We start from the raw sequence: 15,700 nt of genomic DNA on the forward strand, positions 1-15,700 counted from the left end.
AACAATCAGAAAGTACCATACTAAAAACCATGGAAGAGGAGAATATAAAGAGAGATCAACAGACGGGAAAAAGGTTCAAAAAATCCCCGGCAAAAGTGCCGGGGATTTGTGTATAAGAGACAGCCCAAAAGGAGAGGGGACCGATAGAGTATCTCTTAAATTGTAGTTATTCACCTTGGATGAGGAGGTGAACAAGTTTGCTGAGATGGCTTTTTTACTTCCAAAAGAGCAGGGGCTATCAGCTCCCTCTCCCTGTGGGAGAGGGTTGGGGTGAGGGGTGAAAATCCTACTCCAGCCCCTGCTCGAAGCACTGCTCCCCCAACCGTAGGTATTTGTTGAAACCAACAATAAACTTGCGGTGCTGCCCACGCAGATCGGCTCCACGATAACTTTCCCCCGGCAACAGATTGAACACCTTGGCGCTGTCATCCTGCCCATCACAACTCTGATGGATCATCACGCGAAAATAGGTATTGCCGGTGTTTTTCAACACCCCGGCCTGCGGATCATAGTGATAAGTGAAACGCATCTTGCGCGGGCGGATCACCAAAATGGTATCAAGCGCCACCGTAGGGGAAACCAGGGGCGTCTTACCCTCCCCCTGCATCTCCATTGCATTGGCCGGGATCTCCTGGATCGCCACACGATAATAGCGCTCGCGATCGTCCTCTGGGCCACGGTAGAAGATCTTGAAATACTCCAGGCTCCCTGGTTCCAGTATTTTGCGCAGTGGCGTATAGAGCAGTTCGCCCTGTTCCAGCGGTTGAGGTTGTTCATCAACCCCCGGTTTGGCAATCCGATAGGCACCTATCACGTACAGATTGGTCTCTTTGGTGTTGTTAACCCACTGGCGCGAGAAGAAGGTGCGATCGCTCTCCAGAGTAAATACGCCGGACGAGAGATAAATCGCCTGCGCCGGAAACGCCAGCATCAGCCCCGCTAACCACCCCCCTAGCCTTATCATCATTTTCAGTCCTAATGGATATCAGGGCCGGTCCAGACCGCCCTGACCCTTACCTCACCCGTGGCACTGACAATCCCCATCCAATCCCGCCCATCCATGCTCCACATCGAATGGCCCTCATTCATCGGGAAGCTGAGCGATAAATCGGTGCGATAAAAACTGCCGTCGTTGTGCGAGGGAACAGGCCAAGCGGTTCTTACCCAACGCGCCGCATTCAAGCTAATAGGCACATCATCACAACTGGCACGCGTGCGGACGACTTGCCCGACGTCGTTGGTATAAGCCAGATAGGCCGAGAATGGCACCTGGAGCTTACCGTCGGGGGAGGAAAAGACGCAGTATGGGCGGCCACTGACCTGCCCCGCCGGGCCGTAGACCTGCGCGGTAATGCTATCAGCCTGCCTTGGCCCAGAGGTGGTCACCAGATAGTCAAATACGATCGGCGGTTCTTTGCTGCCGACTTTGCCTTCGCGCTTTGGATTAAGTACCAAATCCTTGGAGATAATACTGAGCCCATAATCGCGCGGGATCAGCAGGATGGTATTGGAAGGAGAAAACTCGTAAAACCCAGACTGCGGCGTGCGGGTGTTGGTGAATAAAAATGTGAAGAATTTCTTGCTGTGGCTCAGATCCACACCGCGATTGATGAGTTCCTTCAGGAATACCTGTGAAAAGAACACATAGATACCGCTGTGGCCCGGCTTGATTAAGTCTGAAACCCGGGTCCTGTCACCGTAGTTCACCCAGCCGGAGGCACCATTGGGGCTCATACGGATGGTATTAGCACGCGGTGTAAAGCCTAATGCGGCGGTATTGACCTGGAAATTGATACGCATCGGCGACAGCGTGCTGCCGGTCAATTGATAAGAAACCAGCTTGCAAATGATACCGCTGGTGGAGCCGATGTAACCCACGGAGCAAAGCGACGATCCCGATCCAATCGAGGGATTGCCATTACTGTCGATAAAGATTTCCTGCAGGGCGCTAGTGGACTCCAGGCGGATATGCCCCTCCTTGGTAATGGTGATCTCGTGTCTTCCCAGCGAGCCCCCTACCGAAGAACAGGTCTGCCCAAGTGCCGGATTGTAGTACGCGGTCGTTGAGCACCAACGGTACTTATAGGTCTCAACCCGGCCTACCGGAATGCGGTTAAAATACTCATAGGCTGAATCGGAGAAAATACCGCGCGCATAGTTACTCTCCCCATTGGCATTGCCCCTGAAGATACGATACGCGCCATCTTTTCCTAAGTATTCTGCTGGCAAATAACCCGTACCCGGGCAACGGGAAAAGTCATTCCTGCAACGGTTGCCGAGAAAGGGTTTGTCGATCGGGGAGTCCTCCAGCCAGATATCGGCATAGGTGTTGGTCGATATGCTGGGGGACAACGAATAGCCCATATACCCCAGGCTTTCCTGATTATTAGCCGCGTACTTGGTAAAGCGGTTGGCACCGGTAAAGCGTGGGTTCAGATCGTCTGCGGCGATAAAGTATTCGCCATCGATCTGGTTCTCAACAAAGACGTAGGCATTGCTACCGCTGGCTCCCTGGCTGGCGGAACTGGCCAGTAGCAAAGCCCCTGCCAGCCCGTAAAGATTACGCTGTTTCATCAAATTCTATCCTTAACGTTGTGCCAGAATGTTCTGTACGCTACACACCACATCGCCGACCCACTTCACGCCCTTGGCCTTGGCCAAATCCAGATCCACTTCGCAAATGCCGCGATCGGGCATGGTCAATGACACGCTCGGGTAGCGTTTATCAACGTCCATCGAGAAGGCGCCCGTCGCATCCGTGGTGGTTTTACCGATGTGGTTACGCACAGCAGCATTGGCGATCGCCCGGCCGTTTTCCGTGGTCATACGGCCGAACACCGTCACCAGCTGTTTCACTTCCGGCGCATAAACGGCGACGTTGCCCGGATACAGCGTGACGTTGCGGGTCCGCCCCTTGACGATGTCAAAGCTGTCCATCGAGTTTTTGTCGTTCATCAACTCGACCTTGTAGCTCGAGTACGGCGGCAACGGGATAAAGTTATTCGCACCACTCAACGGATAGCTGCGGCCATTGATCTGGGCCGAGAGTACCGCATCGTCGACAAAGCCGGTTTTCACCAACACCCCGGACTTCTCCTGAATACCGCTGGCGGCAAAGTTCTTATCGCTATAGGCCACTGCACCGCGGGCGGTCAGGTTGCCATTGAGGCGGTTGTTGTCCGGCCGTGAGAGTGACAGCGTGCCCGCACTGTATTTGGTATCAAAGGCAGCATAGCCAGAGGCGGAATAATCGCTGTCACCGTTGTGCTTATCCTTGACCAGTTTGGCCAGGTTGAAGCCGGCAGAGGTAAAGGCTGAGTCATCAAAGCTCTTGTTGGCGGCCAGGTTGGCCCGCACGTTGCCATTGTTGGAAGACACACCGGTGCTTAACCAAGCTGCCAGCGGCAACGAGAAGTCCAGCGAGATATAGCGCTGATTGGTGCTATTGGACTGGTAACCATAGCGATAACGCTGGATACCGGTGCGTAGGTTGACCGTGCCATAACGCCCGGAGAACAGCGCCGTGGAGTATTCCAGGTTGTTAGAGGTGCTGCGATCGCGCTTATCCACCGTGCGGCTCAGCGTAAGTTGACCACCACGTTCAAAGAACCGGCTCAGGCTAAGGGTGCCGCCATAGGAATAGTTGTCCGACTCATAGACCGGCAACCCCTTACCGATATGGCTCTTTTCCCGGTTGCCCCATAGGCTGCCCACGCCTTTCGGTAGCGCGAAGCTGGCGCTTAAAATATTGCGATAGCGCCCGCCCTGTGACAGCAGCCCCTGCCATCCCAGGCTGGCGAACTGGTTTACGTTGAGGTTGACCGAGGTTTCATTCACCACCTTCTGGTCAAAAGTGTAGGTCGAGGTTTGTAGCGACAGACCCAATATCGCCGGGACCGAGGCGATCTTGATAATTTCCGGGATCGACATCGCCCCCGACGCCCCAGCCAGATAGGTTTCATTGGTACTGCTGCCGTTGGTGCGGCTACTGCGGTTGTCATAATTGACGTAACCGCCATACAGCTGCCAGTTCAGCTCTTGCGCCACGCCATCATTGCCGGAGAACGCTTTGTTGATCGTCTGGCGCATGCGCGAATTAGTTTTGCCGTCAATCACCACTTCGACATCAACGTCATAGATCCCGTACGGCAGGTGGCTGGTATCGACCTCAAAGCTGCCCATCGGGAAGTTTTGAATGTTCAACAGACGCCCCTGGCGATAGATATGGACTTCCCCCGCGCTGGGTAAAAACACGGTGATCGGCGTCAGTGAAAGCTGGTTGTTCTGGATCTGGCTAGCAGACTTGTTGCCATAGGTGACGCCATACACCTTGCTGGTGTTCAGCGCCGACAGGCTGCCCAACGATTGCAGGTTCCAGGTATCGACCAGGCCAAAGGCCAGACGGCGTCCGCTCATATCCCGTTCATACATGGCACGGTAAAGCTGGAGATCCTGCTCAGACTCCCCAATACCATAAAACGAGCCGTTCACATTGAAGTGATGCTCCGCGAAGCCGAAGGTGTTATCCAGGGTCAAATAGTTATTCGAGGTGTTTTCGCCCTTTTTTAACTGCGATCGATAAACACCGAGATCGTAGTTCAGCACCGAGCTGAAATGCGGCACCGAGGATATGCCCAACAGGCTCATGCGGGGGATAATGGCAGTCGCCAGGCTTTTTTCACTCACGTCCAGCGTCAGCACGAATGAGCGAATATTCAGGTTCAGATCGGCATCGGCCGAAACGGCAATATGGGTATTTTGCTCAAAGAAACGATCTTTCAGGCCGGTGATCAATATCTGGGTAGTCTCCGCCAGCGTGGCACCTTCGGAGCTTTCCACCAGCGTAATATCTTTTATCATCAGGCGGTCCTTTTCCAGCACCACCAGCGCATCCGCAACCTTTTGTTTCTGTTGTTGATCGCCGCCTTTGTAACGTAGCAGGACAGGAATGGTCATCCCCTCGGTCAGAGCCTGACCAAATACACCAGGGATAAGATAATTTCCTAAACGAACATCCTGTAAGTTTCTGGCGTTGGCCTGCATAGACATCAGAGCCGCAGCAACACATAGCGCAACGACCTTGGTTCTTGTCCTTAAGATGAAATTATTACCCATTTGCTTCCCCAAACAACGCCTCTATTCCACACCTGGAAAACACGCACGATGTAGGTAATGAACAGAAGGTGTTATTTCACGTTGATATAATCGTCGTTGTGCCAAATGCCAACGCTGAGTTTTTTATTATTGATATCAACAAATTTCAAATGCACACCTAATCCCGGCATAACATAATAACGTTCACGGCACCCTTTATTTTTCTCTTCATCGGTCTGTGGCTGCTTGCAGGGGCCAAATGCCACCACGCGGAAAGAGCTATTACCAGTGTTATAAGCAACACCATTCCGATATTGATAATTGAACTTGTCTTGCCGAGGAGTGACGACCAGAATGGTACTAATAGTGGCCGAGGTGGTCGCCGCGGCTGCCTTACGCGTTTTCGAGAGTCCTTCTTCGGTGACCGGATTATCATTCCAGACTAAGCGGTAATATCGCTCCTTATCGTCCTTCGGGCCGGAATAAAAAACGCGGAAAACATCTTTACCCTGGCCGGGCAAAATCAGGTTGGCTGGCGTGGCCATGATTTCCTGTCTGCTCTCCATCGGGATCGCTTTGCCACCTTCCATCGGGGAGGAAATACGCTCGATCCTCAGGCTGACCAAGCGAGCATCATCCACGGTATTGATCACTTCCTTGGCGATAACGCTTTGGCCTGAGGATATCATTGAGGTAATCGCGCCAACGTTAATTGCACCGGCGTGAGTACAATAGAATAGTGCTGAGCACATCAGCGTAGGAAACCATCGGTTCATCATGCGTTCCATAAGGATCGGGGCTATTCCCCCCGATCCTGACTACGTTAAAATATCAGAGTACTTAGCCTGCAGTGAAGGTACCGTCCCAGGTCGCGGTGAACTCAACGTTCACGTTGCCATCCCAGTAACCGTCGGTCAGGTCTTTGAACGCAGTGTCGGTGCCAGCAACAGTGGCTTTCGCGATGTCAAAGGTAAACACACCCTGGGTGCTGGAGCGATTAGCACCGGCATAAGCGCCTGGTACAGCCAGTGCAGACAGACCCGCGCTGATGCCTGCAGAAGTATCGACCATCACCATGTCGCTGCTTTCAGACAGTGCTTTGCCGTTCCACTTAACGCCCACGGTCAGCGCAGAGTCATCGCTGGTGCGGCTCAGGGTGTTGGAGATGATTTTAGAGGTCAGTTTAAAATCGCTGGCGCCAGACTGGCCGGCAATAGTGATGTCAAACGCACCGTCTTGAGTATTGAAACGCTCCAGACCTTCTGCGTAGTTAAAGGTCAGTGATTTCAGTGGGGTCACCACCAGCATGCTGCTGGTATCTTTAATCGCTTTTGCATCCCATGAAGCTGTCGCATTCGCAGTACGAGTGTCCGCATTAGCCAGATTAATTGTTCCCAACGCTGAAGCTGCAATCAAAGCCAGAGCTAACTTCTTCATAAATTTCTTCCTTTATTTATATCAATTAATTTCCCGCCAATATTGACTGGCGTGGCACAATAAATGCGACGCAAGGGCGCATTCGAAAACTAAATATTCGAATGGGTCCTATAACCATTAACTGATGAAAAGCCTATGATACACATTTATCACATAGTTTATTTATCATTGATATTTATATAAAAAGGGAGTTACAGCTTATCTGACATCATGTATGCATGAGTGAAAATATCATTCATTTTAGTCAAGCCCATCTTGCCCAAAATATTATGGCGCAAGGCATAAACTGTTTTAGGACTAAGCTGCAACTTGCTGGCGAGATCACCCACGGTGACACCACGGATCAGAGTACGTAATAAACATATTTCGCGAGAGGACAGCCTGATTTGCGATGTTGAAGATACCGTTTCCCCAGCAATAACATGATCGATTTTAGCGAAAATGTCACTGGACTTACCCGTTCTCTGGATCACCGAATCAACCTGACGAAACATACTGTTATAGTAATTTGCTAAGGGCAGCAGGTAGCTGTCTGTTACCAGCACAACACGATTACAAGCGGAGTACATTAGCCAATCCTGCTCTAGAAAGAGGCGCAGGTTAGACAACTGAAAGTCAATAAATACGACTTTGAGTTGTTCTGGGGGGGCATTAACTGAGTCACAGTAGCCTATGATACCTTCATGGAAATACTTATTGGTATCTGGCCAGGTTAAAGGTCTTTTTGATGAGATCCCGCCCCACGGCGGACACCCGAAATCTACTATTTTTAGCATAAGGATCCCTTCCTTTCTTCATTATTCACCAACTCCATTACGCCGTTGGATAAGCAGAATACTATTTCCTAAAACTAAGCTCTTTCCTAATTTTAAAAAACGATATTAAAGGCTATAAACCGCCATTCAAAATCGGTTAAAACGATCAAAAAGCCAACAACCAATCGTCATAACCTATCAAATTGTTATTATCCACACCGGAACAACCTAGGATTTATAGTATATATTTTAGTTTAAAACGTTAATTAGGCAGCTTATAGTAAATCAAGAATATTCTTTGTTTAATTCCCTTTTAAAAGTAAGCTTTTTCTTAAAAAATCACAGGCACAGCGGTAGATAAAGGGGATTAATAGACAAATAATGTAGAGGGGTGATCAAGAACATTTCCATACAGGAAACGGTAAATCTGGTTGCTTAATTCATTAGCAAGAATAGTCTTATTCCACTTTGTTTAACATATACAAAAATGCAACATAACAGCAACAACATGACTATTTAATGACCGATTTTCGGGCTTTTATTTGTGACTAACATCACTTTTTCAGGGAAAATAAATCAGTTTTATCTCAATGGAGCCCGTTTGAGAGCGGTTTCAAGGCCGCTAACCGGATGTTAGAGGCCTGACATTTCAATTCTCACTGAAGACCAGGTTGCGGTTTACCGTGATAACAATCTATTCAGCAACGCAACGATCTCACCCGACAAAAGGTCGCCACAGGCCTCCTCCACTCGGGAACAAGGCAAAATCACCGGCTTACCGTGGCACGTCACTCGCCCGGTGGTTAAATGAACCTGCTTATCGCCAACCTGAGCATAATGACCGCAAAGCTGCAGGCGCTGGCTGGCGAGCTCATCCGCAAAGTACTGCTCCACGCACGCTTTGCGTTCATCAAGGGCCTCCTTCATGGAGGTAAAGCCCGTTTCATCATCGTTTTCACCCCGGGCGAGGGCCGACATGCTGACGAGTAAATCGACCGCGCGTAGCGCTTCGGAAAGCACTACGGCAGGGATCTGCTCTTCGGCAATCCGCTCGCGGCGGCCCTTGATCTGGCGGTAGCCAACCAGTTCACCGCTACGCCCTTGCCCCTGTACGCCGTGAAATAGCGTCGTATGCAGGCTAAAAACGAAAAGATGGCCGCCAAACCAGCGTTCTATGGCGTCATAATTGACTTTCCACCCTTCGGCACGAGCCAGCCCCACCAACTTTTGCAGATCCAGAATATATCCAGAGAAATCCTGCATGGCGGCAACGGAATAGATTTCACGGAAGGCCTGTTTAAAGGGTTGCTCAATGCCCAGCCGTACCATGCTGCCTTGCCAGGCATCATGCTCAGCAGGGGAAACCTGCAGCAGGTGCCATAATCGTATCCGTGATGGATCGGGCACCGCACAAGCGTTACCCCAGCAATCAATCCACTGCCCTTCTGGCGTGGGCATCATTGAATGATAAACCCCGGCGGCGGACTCTACCTGCCAAATCAACTGGCAGCTAATCTCGTTAACCCAAGCAAATTGCGTTACCGCCTGCTGCCAGGTTTGCCATGCATAGTGCGTATCGCAATAGATGCCGCTTTCCAGCACCCTCAATAGGGTTTCGCGCTGCTTTTTATTTTTTGTCGCGGAAAGGTTTCTAAAGGCATATTCACCCCGCATAGCCAAAGCCAATTGCGCAGGCTTGAGGTTACGCTTTAATTTTTTCTGTACGCCAGCATGGCGGACCTTTTCCACCCAATGCTGAAGCGCCAGCACGCTCTCTGGCGTAGGGATACCCTCTATCGCATGACCCAGTGCGATTGCCAGCGACTGCGAAGGCACCGTTTTGGCCTCGCCGGGTGCAGAACAGACCAACGCCAACAAGCGCGGGAAGGCTGCAGCAAACCAACTTTCATCACGCCATGCCGCAACCCGCGCCGCCCGAGCGATGACGTGCGCTTCATCTACAGAGAATGCCCCGTCGGCGCGATAAGTGGCCGGTTGGTTATGGATAGCCTCCAGGTGGGCAATGGCCTGGTTTAATGCCTGAAAAGCAAACGAGCAATAGGTTGGGTCCTCACTTAGCTGGCGTGCAGGATCCTCTTCCCCGGCTTTAAAGTAGCCTTGCCCAAAGGAAAATAGCGTAAAGCGGGAGTTGGCGGACAAGCTGGGGATAAACGAGGCTTCCAGCAAAATGAAGCTTTGATCGCTAAATTGCTCGTTAACCGTCTGCTGCCAACGCTCAAGTGCCGCAGCCCCACTAAAGTACGCCATAATTGCACACCCATAGCGCCCGTTCCGTGACACTTGCCGATCAAGCGCCTGCTCGTTAGCAAATTGCTGACCCATAAAATCGGTCAATGCCGGTACGGGCGGCTCCGACAGCCAGCCCAGATAGCTGACCATTTCTTGCCAATCCCGCGCCAGCGGCAGAACCCGCAACGCAGCAGCGTTATCCAAGACGGGCTGCAACTGCTGTTCCCTGACCTTTCTATAGAGCAGATTTGCCAGGTTATCCATCGTGGAAGAGGGATTGCGCTGGTTTTCGAGAATATCCGCCCATAGACCCCCCAAAGTCTCAGGCGAGATGGCATAGATCTGATCCGGGTTGTTGATGGCGTTATCAACATGCTGGTCCAGCAGGATCAGCCAGTTAATGCTCTGTTGTTCACTCATTAGAATGCTACTGTCCCTGTAAAATTGTTGGTGGTCGCTCACACAGATTGATGGCCAAACGGTGAGCCGGGCGACTGACATCAGGATCGGCGCATTGCTGAAGAATAGCAATAACGCGGACTCGATATGATTATTATGCGGTCGTGTACAGGAGTTTACCGCTAGCAAGCCAGGTATAAGACTGATCAAATAACGATCAAAAAAGAGTGAATAACCCGCGTTTCCCTTGGGTGACGACATCGAATAACGGCGAACGTTAGAAGCACGAATATCAATGCAGATGCCATGCCGCCACAATGCACAGCGTGAGGCAATACTATTCCTAAGCACCATAATGGTGATAGACAGCCAAAATCCGGCATTGAGCGCTTGCCTCTACTAAGAAAATGGCTTTAAGATAACGGCAGTAAAAATTTCCCTGGTGTTGGCCAACGTGGCAACCTGACCCAACGAGGTCAGGTTTTTTTTGCTATTTTTATCCTAACTTGCTAGCCAGCCAGTATATTGCGAGAGTACGCTTTTGCCCGGTGCGTTATTGAAGTAAAGAAATCGCAGTGACGTTATTATTTCAAGCTGAGGTAATTTGATGTCGACACTATTCTCTGATACTCATGATGATAACGGTGCATGCAAAAACTATCTGGGTAAAAAAATAGCGCAATTTGGCGATTTCAAGTTCGCCTATATGATACTGAACAAGAAAAACCCCATGGAGACGTTGATAAACACCAATTATCCAAGCCAATGGGTTGATATTTATAAAGAAAGAAACTACCAATGTCTCGATCCCGTGGTGTTCTCCGCCTTGCAAAGAGTCTCTCCATTTCCCTGGGATGAAAGCACGCCAATAAGCTCAAGGCAAAAAACCGCAGAAATATTCAGCCATGCCAAGAATTATAATATTACCACTGGTTATACCTTTGTATTGCATGACCACAGTCATAATTTGGCGATGCTGTCGCTGACGCTCAATGGCAGTAAATCCATTGATATAGAGGGCCAAATACACCCTAACAAAGCCTGCTTGCAGATGCTGCTGGCTAACGTCCACGAAAGCATCACCACCCGGCTGCGGGAAACCGCGCGTAATAATCGCTATAATCCCAACGCTGAAAAAGATCCGCTGTCAGCACGGGAGAACGAAGTGCTCTATTGGGCCAGCATGGGTAAAACCTACCAGGAAATTGCCATTATTCTAGGCGTGAAGATCCGTACGGTAAAATTCCATATTGGCAATATTGTGAAAAAGATGGGGGTGACCAATGCCAAACACGCCATCAGGCTGGGGGCCGAATGGCAGCTTGTCAAACCGATTGCACGATGAAATAAAGACTCCCACTGACCCTGCAAGAAAGTCTGCAAGATGGGGGCTGAACGGCTGATGCTTGTTTAGAGACTGTTGAATCCCTTTCATTTTGCGAGCATGATCGCAACCTTTCCCTATGCCCGCAGGATGCACCGATGAAAACCAGCCAGGAACTGCAAACAGCCATCTCTCATCTGACCCTATGGCGCAGAGGCGATCAGCGTGCACCGCATAAGCCGTTACTGCTGTTGTACGTATTATCCCAATATCAGCAGGGGCATGAGCGGCTGTTCAATTACGGCGAAGAGATCCACGCCCCTCTGTTGGCATTACTCCATGGCTTCGGCCCACCGCGGCGTGACCATTACCCCACCATGCCGTTCTGGCGTTTACGTGGCGACGGATTCTGGGAATTGCGGAACACGGAACTTTGCAGCCCACAGAAAGGCAGCAAAGAGCCGCCAAAGCGAGAGATTATCGAACATGGCGTCAGCGGCGGCTTCGACGAAGAGAGCTACCAGTTGCTACGCAGCCAACCCGCTCTGATCGACAAGCTTGCACAACAAATCCTGTGTGAGCATTTCCCCGACAGCGTTCAGGAACAGATAGCCAACCGACTGGACTTTCGGCTCGATGGTATACGTAAAGCACGTGACCCAGCATTCCGGCAAACGATATTGCGTGCCTATAACTACCAATGCACGGTGTGTGGCTACAACCTGCAGCACGACACTACGCCCTTTGGCTTAGAGGCGGCGCATATCAAATGGAAGCTACACGGTGGCCCCTGCACCGTGACCAACGGATTAGCGCTGTGCTCATTGCACCACTCTGCATTCGATATGGGAGCTATCGGGCTCGACGACAGCATGAAACTGTTGGTTTCAGCAGGTGTGAACGGTACCCATATGATCGATCAGTTGTTCTGGGATTTTGCTGGGAAGACAATTAGGTTGCCAAAGATCGCCAAACATTATCCTTTGGATAAGTTTGTGGAGTGGCATCAAGGGCAGGTGTTTAAGGGGTGAGGTAACACGGCGATATCTCTACTACTGATATGCAACAGTGATATCGTGTGCCCACATCATTCTTTGCCCACGCTTTGCCGTGATCCGATAAGGCACAACCCACAGCTTCAAGGTATTCGAGAAGGCAAAATGCTGAGCTATTGGCCGGTTAAAATCGTCATGCTCTGGATAGATCAGGTACATCTCACCAACGCCAGCAAGATATTTTTGGCCATAGGCGAACATTTGATAGAAGTCAGCCTGCGACAGTCCATACAGTGATTGCGGTTGTGAACGGCTATTGATCAGCTTCCATTTAGTATCCAGTACTATCCTGGTTTTAACCGGGTATCGGGATTGGATCAATAGGTCCGGGCGTAGCTTAAAGCAATCCTGTTCCCCATGCTTCACCAATGAATAGGTTGCTGCTTGCGATTTCACTTTGAGATTTTGCGGTAACTCATCGGCAAGGGTTTGTGCGACAAAAGACTCAAACACCGCCTCCATAGGGAACAACAGCGACAATGCTTTGGTACCCCCTTGTAGGGCGCTCGGACTCATCCCGCTCAGTATCAATTGCGCCCATGCCAGTGGTTCATGGTAATGCGCCATACCGCGATCCAAGCGTAAACTCGCTATATCACTTTCGACATCTCGGCTAAACGGGATGCCATCAAAAGCAAAACGGAGCTCCTGCAACCAACGTTGATTATCAGATGATAACTTCAAACTAGATAGCTTATGTAACGCCGAGTGCAGCAGCCTGTTGGCCGAGCAATCGGGTAAGTAATCATCATAATTGACGCAAAATTTATGGCGGTTCACTACGTTATGGCGTAACTGGGCCGAGAGCATCAGTTTGCCTTTCATAAAGGGCAAATTGCCGTGCTCATTCACATAGTCAGAGCGCAAACCTTGTTTTAGTAATTGGCTGACACTGTACAAAAACTGGTTGATAAATATCTCAAGCAACGGCATTCGCTGTGCCTGAACTGTAGCCTGCTGGGTTTGAATATGCCGAAAGCCAGACAGATGGCTCAGCATGATCAGCAGCGTTTCCCGCGCACGCTCACGCGTGAGGTTTTTGCCAACCTTGGGCAGAATTTCAATCTGTAGACCGTGGGGCGTATACAGCATCCCCGCGTAATTCTGCACCTGAAGCAGCTTGTAACCGGCACGAGAGGTGAATTTGATAAATTGGCTCCCCTGTTCGCTGGTCAGGCTAAGGGATTCCAGATAATCAAATACTTCCTGTGAGATAGGGGTTGCACCAGCCGAAACGGCCTTGCCAACCCCCAACAGATCATATTCAAAAACCGAGATCACCTCACCCATGCGGTGCTACCTGCACATTAAGGGTGGATTGTTGCGGTTGATAAATCGCACGATAAGCCTGCGGCTTATTCCAGACTTCCTGATCAAAAGCGGTTAGATAATACGCCGTCGACTGCTGTTCATGACGCCGTAGGGCATGATTGCTACCAAAAAGCGTATCCAGATCGTCAGTTTTCTCAATCACAAACTGCAAGTCATCGTCTTGCTTTTGATTGTCGGCCAGCACCAACCTGATCTTGTTCCAGTCGTCAAAGAAGTATTCTTGCAACAGCGGAACGATCTTTTTCTGGAAGGCAGCCTTAAGTTGTTTAAACGCAGCCTCTTCATCACCGGCATCGAGTGCCTTTTTTACCGGCATGAAGAACGCATGCCCTAACGTATGTTCGCGATCGTAAAGCGCTTCAATGCGGCTATTGATATTCTCCAATAACGATTCGAGCTCAATACCCTTGACCTTAGTACCGCTCAGCAAAGAGAGATCTGGCATCATCTCGACGAAGTCAAAACGGCGGCGCAACGCCGTGTCCATCAACGCAAGCGAGCGATCTGCGGTATTCATTGCACCGATAATATCGACATTGCTGGGAACGCTAAATGCCTCACCGCTATACGACAGTTGTAGGCTCATCGCATTTTCCATGCCCGCACGCTTATCTACTTCGATAAGCGAGATAAGCTCACCAAAGATCTTGGAGATGTTGCCACGGTTGATCTCATCAATAAATATGGCATAACGATGCGCCGGATCGGCATTCGCACGCTGACAAAGGCGCATGAAGATACCAGGCTCAATTGGGTAAGAGATATTCCCGCTTTCATCGGCACGTGCCCGCATACCTTCAATAAACTCTTCATAGCCATAAGACTGATGGAAAGTGACCACGGCAAATCGCTGAATAGACTCAGCCGTTTTTGGACCGTGTTTTAACTCGGTATAAAGAGAAAGCAATTCATCCACTTGCTCTAACTGTGACTCCACCAAGACCCACTCACTATCAGCAGTTTTGTCGAATATAGCGGGTTCTCGTCGGCCCTTGTAGGCGACAGTAGTAGACTCCGGCACGGTAAAGGATTGCAGCGTCGCCCAAGCGGTTTGCGATAAATTACTGCTGCGGCCATTCAATAGCGCTTTACGTTGGAACCACTGATGTTCCGTCAGTTGACGAACTTTGGCGCGCTTATTGAGATCCAGCAATACCAGTGCGGTTACCTGCATCCAGTTCAGGGACTCAAGGCGGGAATCTAGCCAGGCATCAAGATCGGCTGGCGCTGCCTGAGCGGTGTACTCCTCCATCTTCTGCTGCAAAGTGAAGGTTTTTCCAGTGCCCGGTGGGCCAAAATAGATCATATTCACTGGTGAATACTGCGGGATCTGAACTCCCACTGATGCATTACCCACGGCAGAGGTATCGCTGGCCGCTTTCTCCTGTTTTTGCTCAGTATCGCGTTCACGCAGCAACTCATAGAGATGCCAGATCGCCATGTTGACGTAATAAGGATCAGCACCTGGTAACTTCGCGTTGATGGCTCGCTTCAGTTCATGGTTTTTTTGCAGCCAGCTTCCTTCAAGCGACAGGCCAAGGCTGAACTGTTCATTCAGGAACGTGGCCGCTCTGGTAAAAGCATTCTCATCCACGGTGCTGGTACAGGTAGCTGGGGAAAATGCCGCAAAGACACGATTTCTCAAACTCCAGTACATACGCTTGAGTTGCCCGGTTTCCTTGGCTTGCTGTAACGCCGCACCTACATATTGGTAAGTTTGCTCGTCAGGTTGGCGATAAATTCGCTCAGTCAATTCCCTTAGCAGTGGCAGGCTTTGTTGGAATTCCGCCAGAGACGGTACCCCCTGGCGGATACTGGCGATGCCGTTATTACGCTCATACCAAAGCCGTTTAACCAGCTCATCGGTTTCAGGTTCGGTAAATGTTGGGGTTTGTTGGAGCAACAGCGTAAATTCACGATATCGTTGATTCCACTCAGAATCGGTATAATTTTTGTACTCGGCCAGAGCGTTAATCAATTCACTGAGAGGCAGCTTGCCTGCTTCAACACTAGCAACGATATCCATCACGATGTTTCCTTTGCGGTAGCATGGG

Annotated in this window: 11 protein-coding genes; 2 read left to right on the forward strand and 9 right to left on the reverse strand. The window is 50.4% G+C overall.

All coding sequences use genetic code 11. The annotated features are described in order from the left end of the window. Window positions 1-286: 286 nt before the first annotated feature. The 7 genes from ACLQ7H_RS02175 to ACLQ7H_RS02205 form a co-directional block, all read right to left on the reverse strand. A complete protein-coding gene (locus ACLQ7H_RS02175; protein WP_411751247.1) occupies window positions 287-967 on the reverse strand; it encodes a hypothetical protein in 681 nt (226 codons plus the stop codon). Between the two features lie 8 nt (window positions 968-975). Further along, window positions 976-2,574 carry a fimbrial protein gene (locus tag ACLQ7H_RS02180; protein WP_411751248.1) on the reverse strand — a complete coding sequence of 533 codons (1,599 nt, stop codon included), beginning with the start codon at window positions 2,572-2,574 and terminating at the stop codon, window positions 976-978. A gap of 12 nt (window positions 2,575-2,586) precedes the next feature. Beyond that, on the reverse strand, window positions 2,587-5,115 hold the full coding sequence (locus ACLQ7H_RS02185; protein WP_411751249.1) for a CS1-pili formation C-terminal domain-containing protein: 2,529 nt from the start codon (window positions 5,113-5,115) through the stop codon (window positions 2,587-2,589). A 71-nt stretch (window positions 5,116-5,186) separates the two neighbouring features. Continuing rightward, window positions 5,187-5,870 carry a hypothetical protein gene (locus ACLQ7H_RS02190; RefSeq protein WP_411751263.1) on the reverse strand — a complete coding sequence of 228 codons (684 nt, stop codon included), beginning with the start codon at window positions 5,868-5,870 and terminating at the stop codon, window positions 5,187-5,189. 64 nt (window positions 5,871-5,934) lie between these two features. Continuing rightward, the gene (ecpA, locus tag ACLQ7H_RS02195) at window positions 5,935-6,531 is read right to left on the reverse strand and encodes a common pilus major fimbrillin subunit EcpA (RefSeq protein WP_411751250.1); all 597 of its coding nucleotides are present in this window, start codon (window positions 6,529-6,531) and stop codon (window positions 5,935-5,937) included. A gap of 191 nt (window positions 6,532-6,722) precedes the next feature. Beyond that, window positions 6,723-7,307 carry a helix-turn-helix domain-containing protein gene (locus tag ACLQ7H_RS02200; protein ID WP_411751251.1) on the reverse strand — a complete coding sequence of 195 codons (585 nt, stop codon included), beginning with the start codon at window positions 7,305-7,307 and terminating at the stop codon, window positions 6,723-6,725. 657 nt (window positions 7,308-7,964) lie between these two features. Beyond that, on the reverse strand, window positions 7,965-9,956 hold the full coding sequence (locus tag ACLQ7H_RS02205; protein ID WP_411751252.1) for a DUF4132 domain-containing protein: 1,992 nt from the start codon (window positions 9,954-9,956) through the stop codon (window positions 7,965-7,967). Window positions 9,957-10,542: 586 nt separating this feature from the next. On the opposite strand from ACLQ7H_RS02205, the gene ACLQ7H_RS02210 reads away from it, so the two are divergent. Further along, a complete protein-coding gene (locus tag ACLQ7H_RS02210) occupies window positions 10,543-11,280 on the forward strand; it encodes a LuxR family transcriptional regulator (RefSeq protein WP_411751253.1) in 738 nt (245 codons plus the stop codon). 137 nt (window positions 11,281-11,417) lie between these two features. Beyond that, window positions 11,418-12,290, forward strand: coding sequence for a phosphorothioated DNA-binding restriction endonuclease (locus tag ACLQ7H_RS02215; RefSeq protein WP_411751254.1), 873 nt, complete (start codon window positions 11,418-11,420; stop codon window positions 12,288-12,290). Window positions 12,291-12,311: 21 nt separating this feature from the next. Here ACLQ7H_RS02215 and ACLQ7H_RS02220 read toward each other — a convergent pair whose 3' ends face one another. Next, window positions 12,312-13,604, reverse strand: coding sequence for an McrC family protein (locus ACLQ7H_RS02220; RefSeq protein ID WP_411751255.1), 1,293 nt, complete (start codon window positions 13,602-13,604; stop codon window positions 12,312-12,314). Beyond that, window positions 13,597-15,672: an AAA family ATPase gene (locus ACLQ7H_RS02225; RefSeq protein WP_411751256.1), complete on the reverse strand. Its 2,076-nt coding sequence runs from the start codon at window positions 15,670-15,672 to the stop codon at window positions 13,597-13,599. Before ACLQ7H_RS02225 ends, ACLQ7H_RS02220 begins: the two co-directional genes overlap by 8 nt. Window positions 15,673-15,700: the final 28 nt, after the last annotated feature.

The sequence above is a fragment of the Serratia sp. (in: enterobacteria) genome (genome assembly GCF_046715635.1).
Taxonomy (GTDB): Bacteria; Pseudomonadota; Gammaproteobacteria; order Enterobacterales; family Enterobacteriaceae; genus Chania.

Bases quoted from the DNA above. Each gene is read 5' to 3' on its own strand.
- ACLQ7H_RS02175 (WP_411751247.1), bottom strand. From the start codon at position 967: ATGATGATAAGGCTAGGGGGGTGGTTAGCGGGGCTGATGCTGGCGTTT.
- ACLQ7H_RS02180 (WP_411751248.1), bottom strand. From the start codon at position 2,574: ATGAAACAGCGTAATCTTTACGGGCTGGCAGGGGCTTTGCTACTGGCC.
- ACLQ7H_RS02185 (WP_411751249.1), bottom strand. From the start codon at position 5,115: ATGGGTAATAATTTCATCTTAAGGACAAGAACCAAGGTCGTTGCGCTA.
- ACLQ7H_RS02190 (WP_411751263.1), bottom strand. From the start codon at position 5,870: ATGAACCGATGGTTTCCTACGCTGATGTGCTCAGCACTATTCTATTGT.
- ecpA (WP_411751250.1), bottom strand. From the start codon at position 6,531: ATGAAGAAGTTAGCTCTGGCTTTGATTGCAGCTTCAGCGTTGGGAACA.
- ACLQ7H_RS02200 (WP_411751251.1), bottom strand. From the start codon at position 7,307: ATGCTAAAAATAGTAGATTTCGGGTGTCCGCCGTGGGGCGGGATCTCA.
- ACLQ7H_RS02205 (WP_411751252.1), bottom strand. From the start codon at position 9,956: ATGAGTGAACAACAGAGCATTAACTGGCTGATCCTGCTGGACCAGCAT.
- ACLQ7H_RS02210 (WP_411751253.1), top strand. From the start codon at position 10,543: ATGTCGACACTATTCTCTGATACTCATGATGATAACGGTGCATGCAAA.
- ACLQ7H_RS02215 (WP_411751254.1), top strand. From the start codon at position 11,418: ATGAAAACCAGCCAGGAACTGCAAACAGCCATCTCTCATCTGACCCTA.
- ACLQ7H_RS02220 (WP_411751255.1), bottom strand. From the start codon at position 13,604: ATGGGTGAGGTGATCTCGGTTTTTGAATATGATCTGTTGGGGGTTGGC.
- ACLQ7H_RS02225 (WP_411751256.1), bottom strand. From the start codon at position 15,672: ATGGATATCGTTGCTAGTGTTGAAGCAGGCAAGCTGCCTCTCAGTGAA.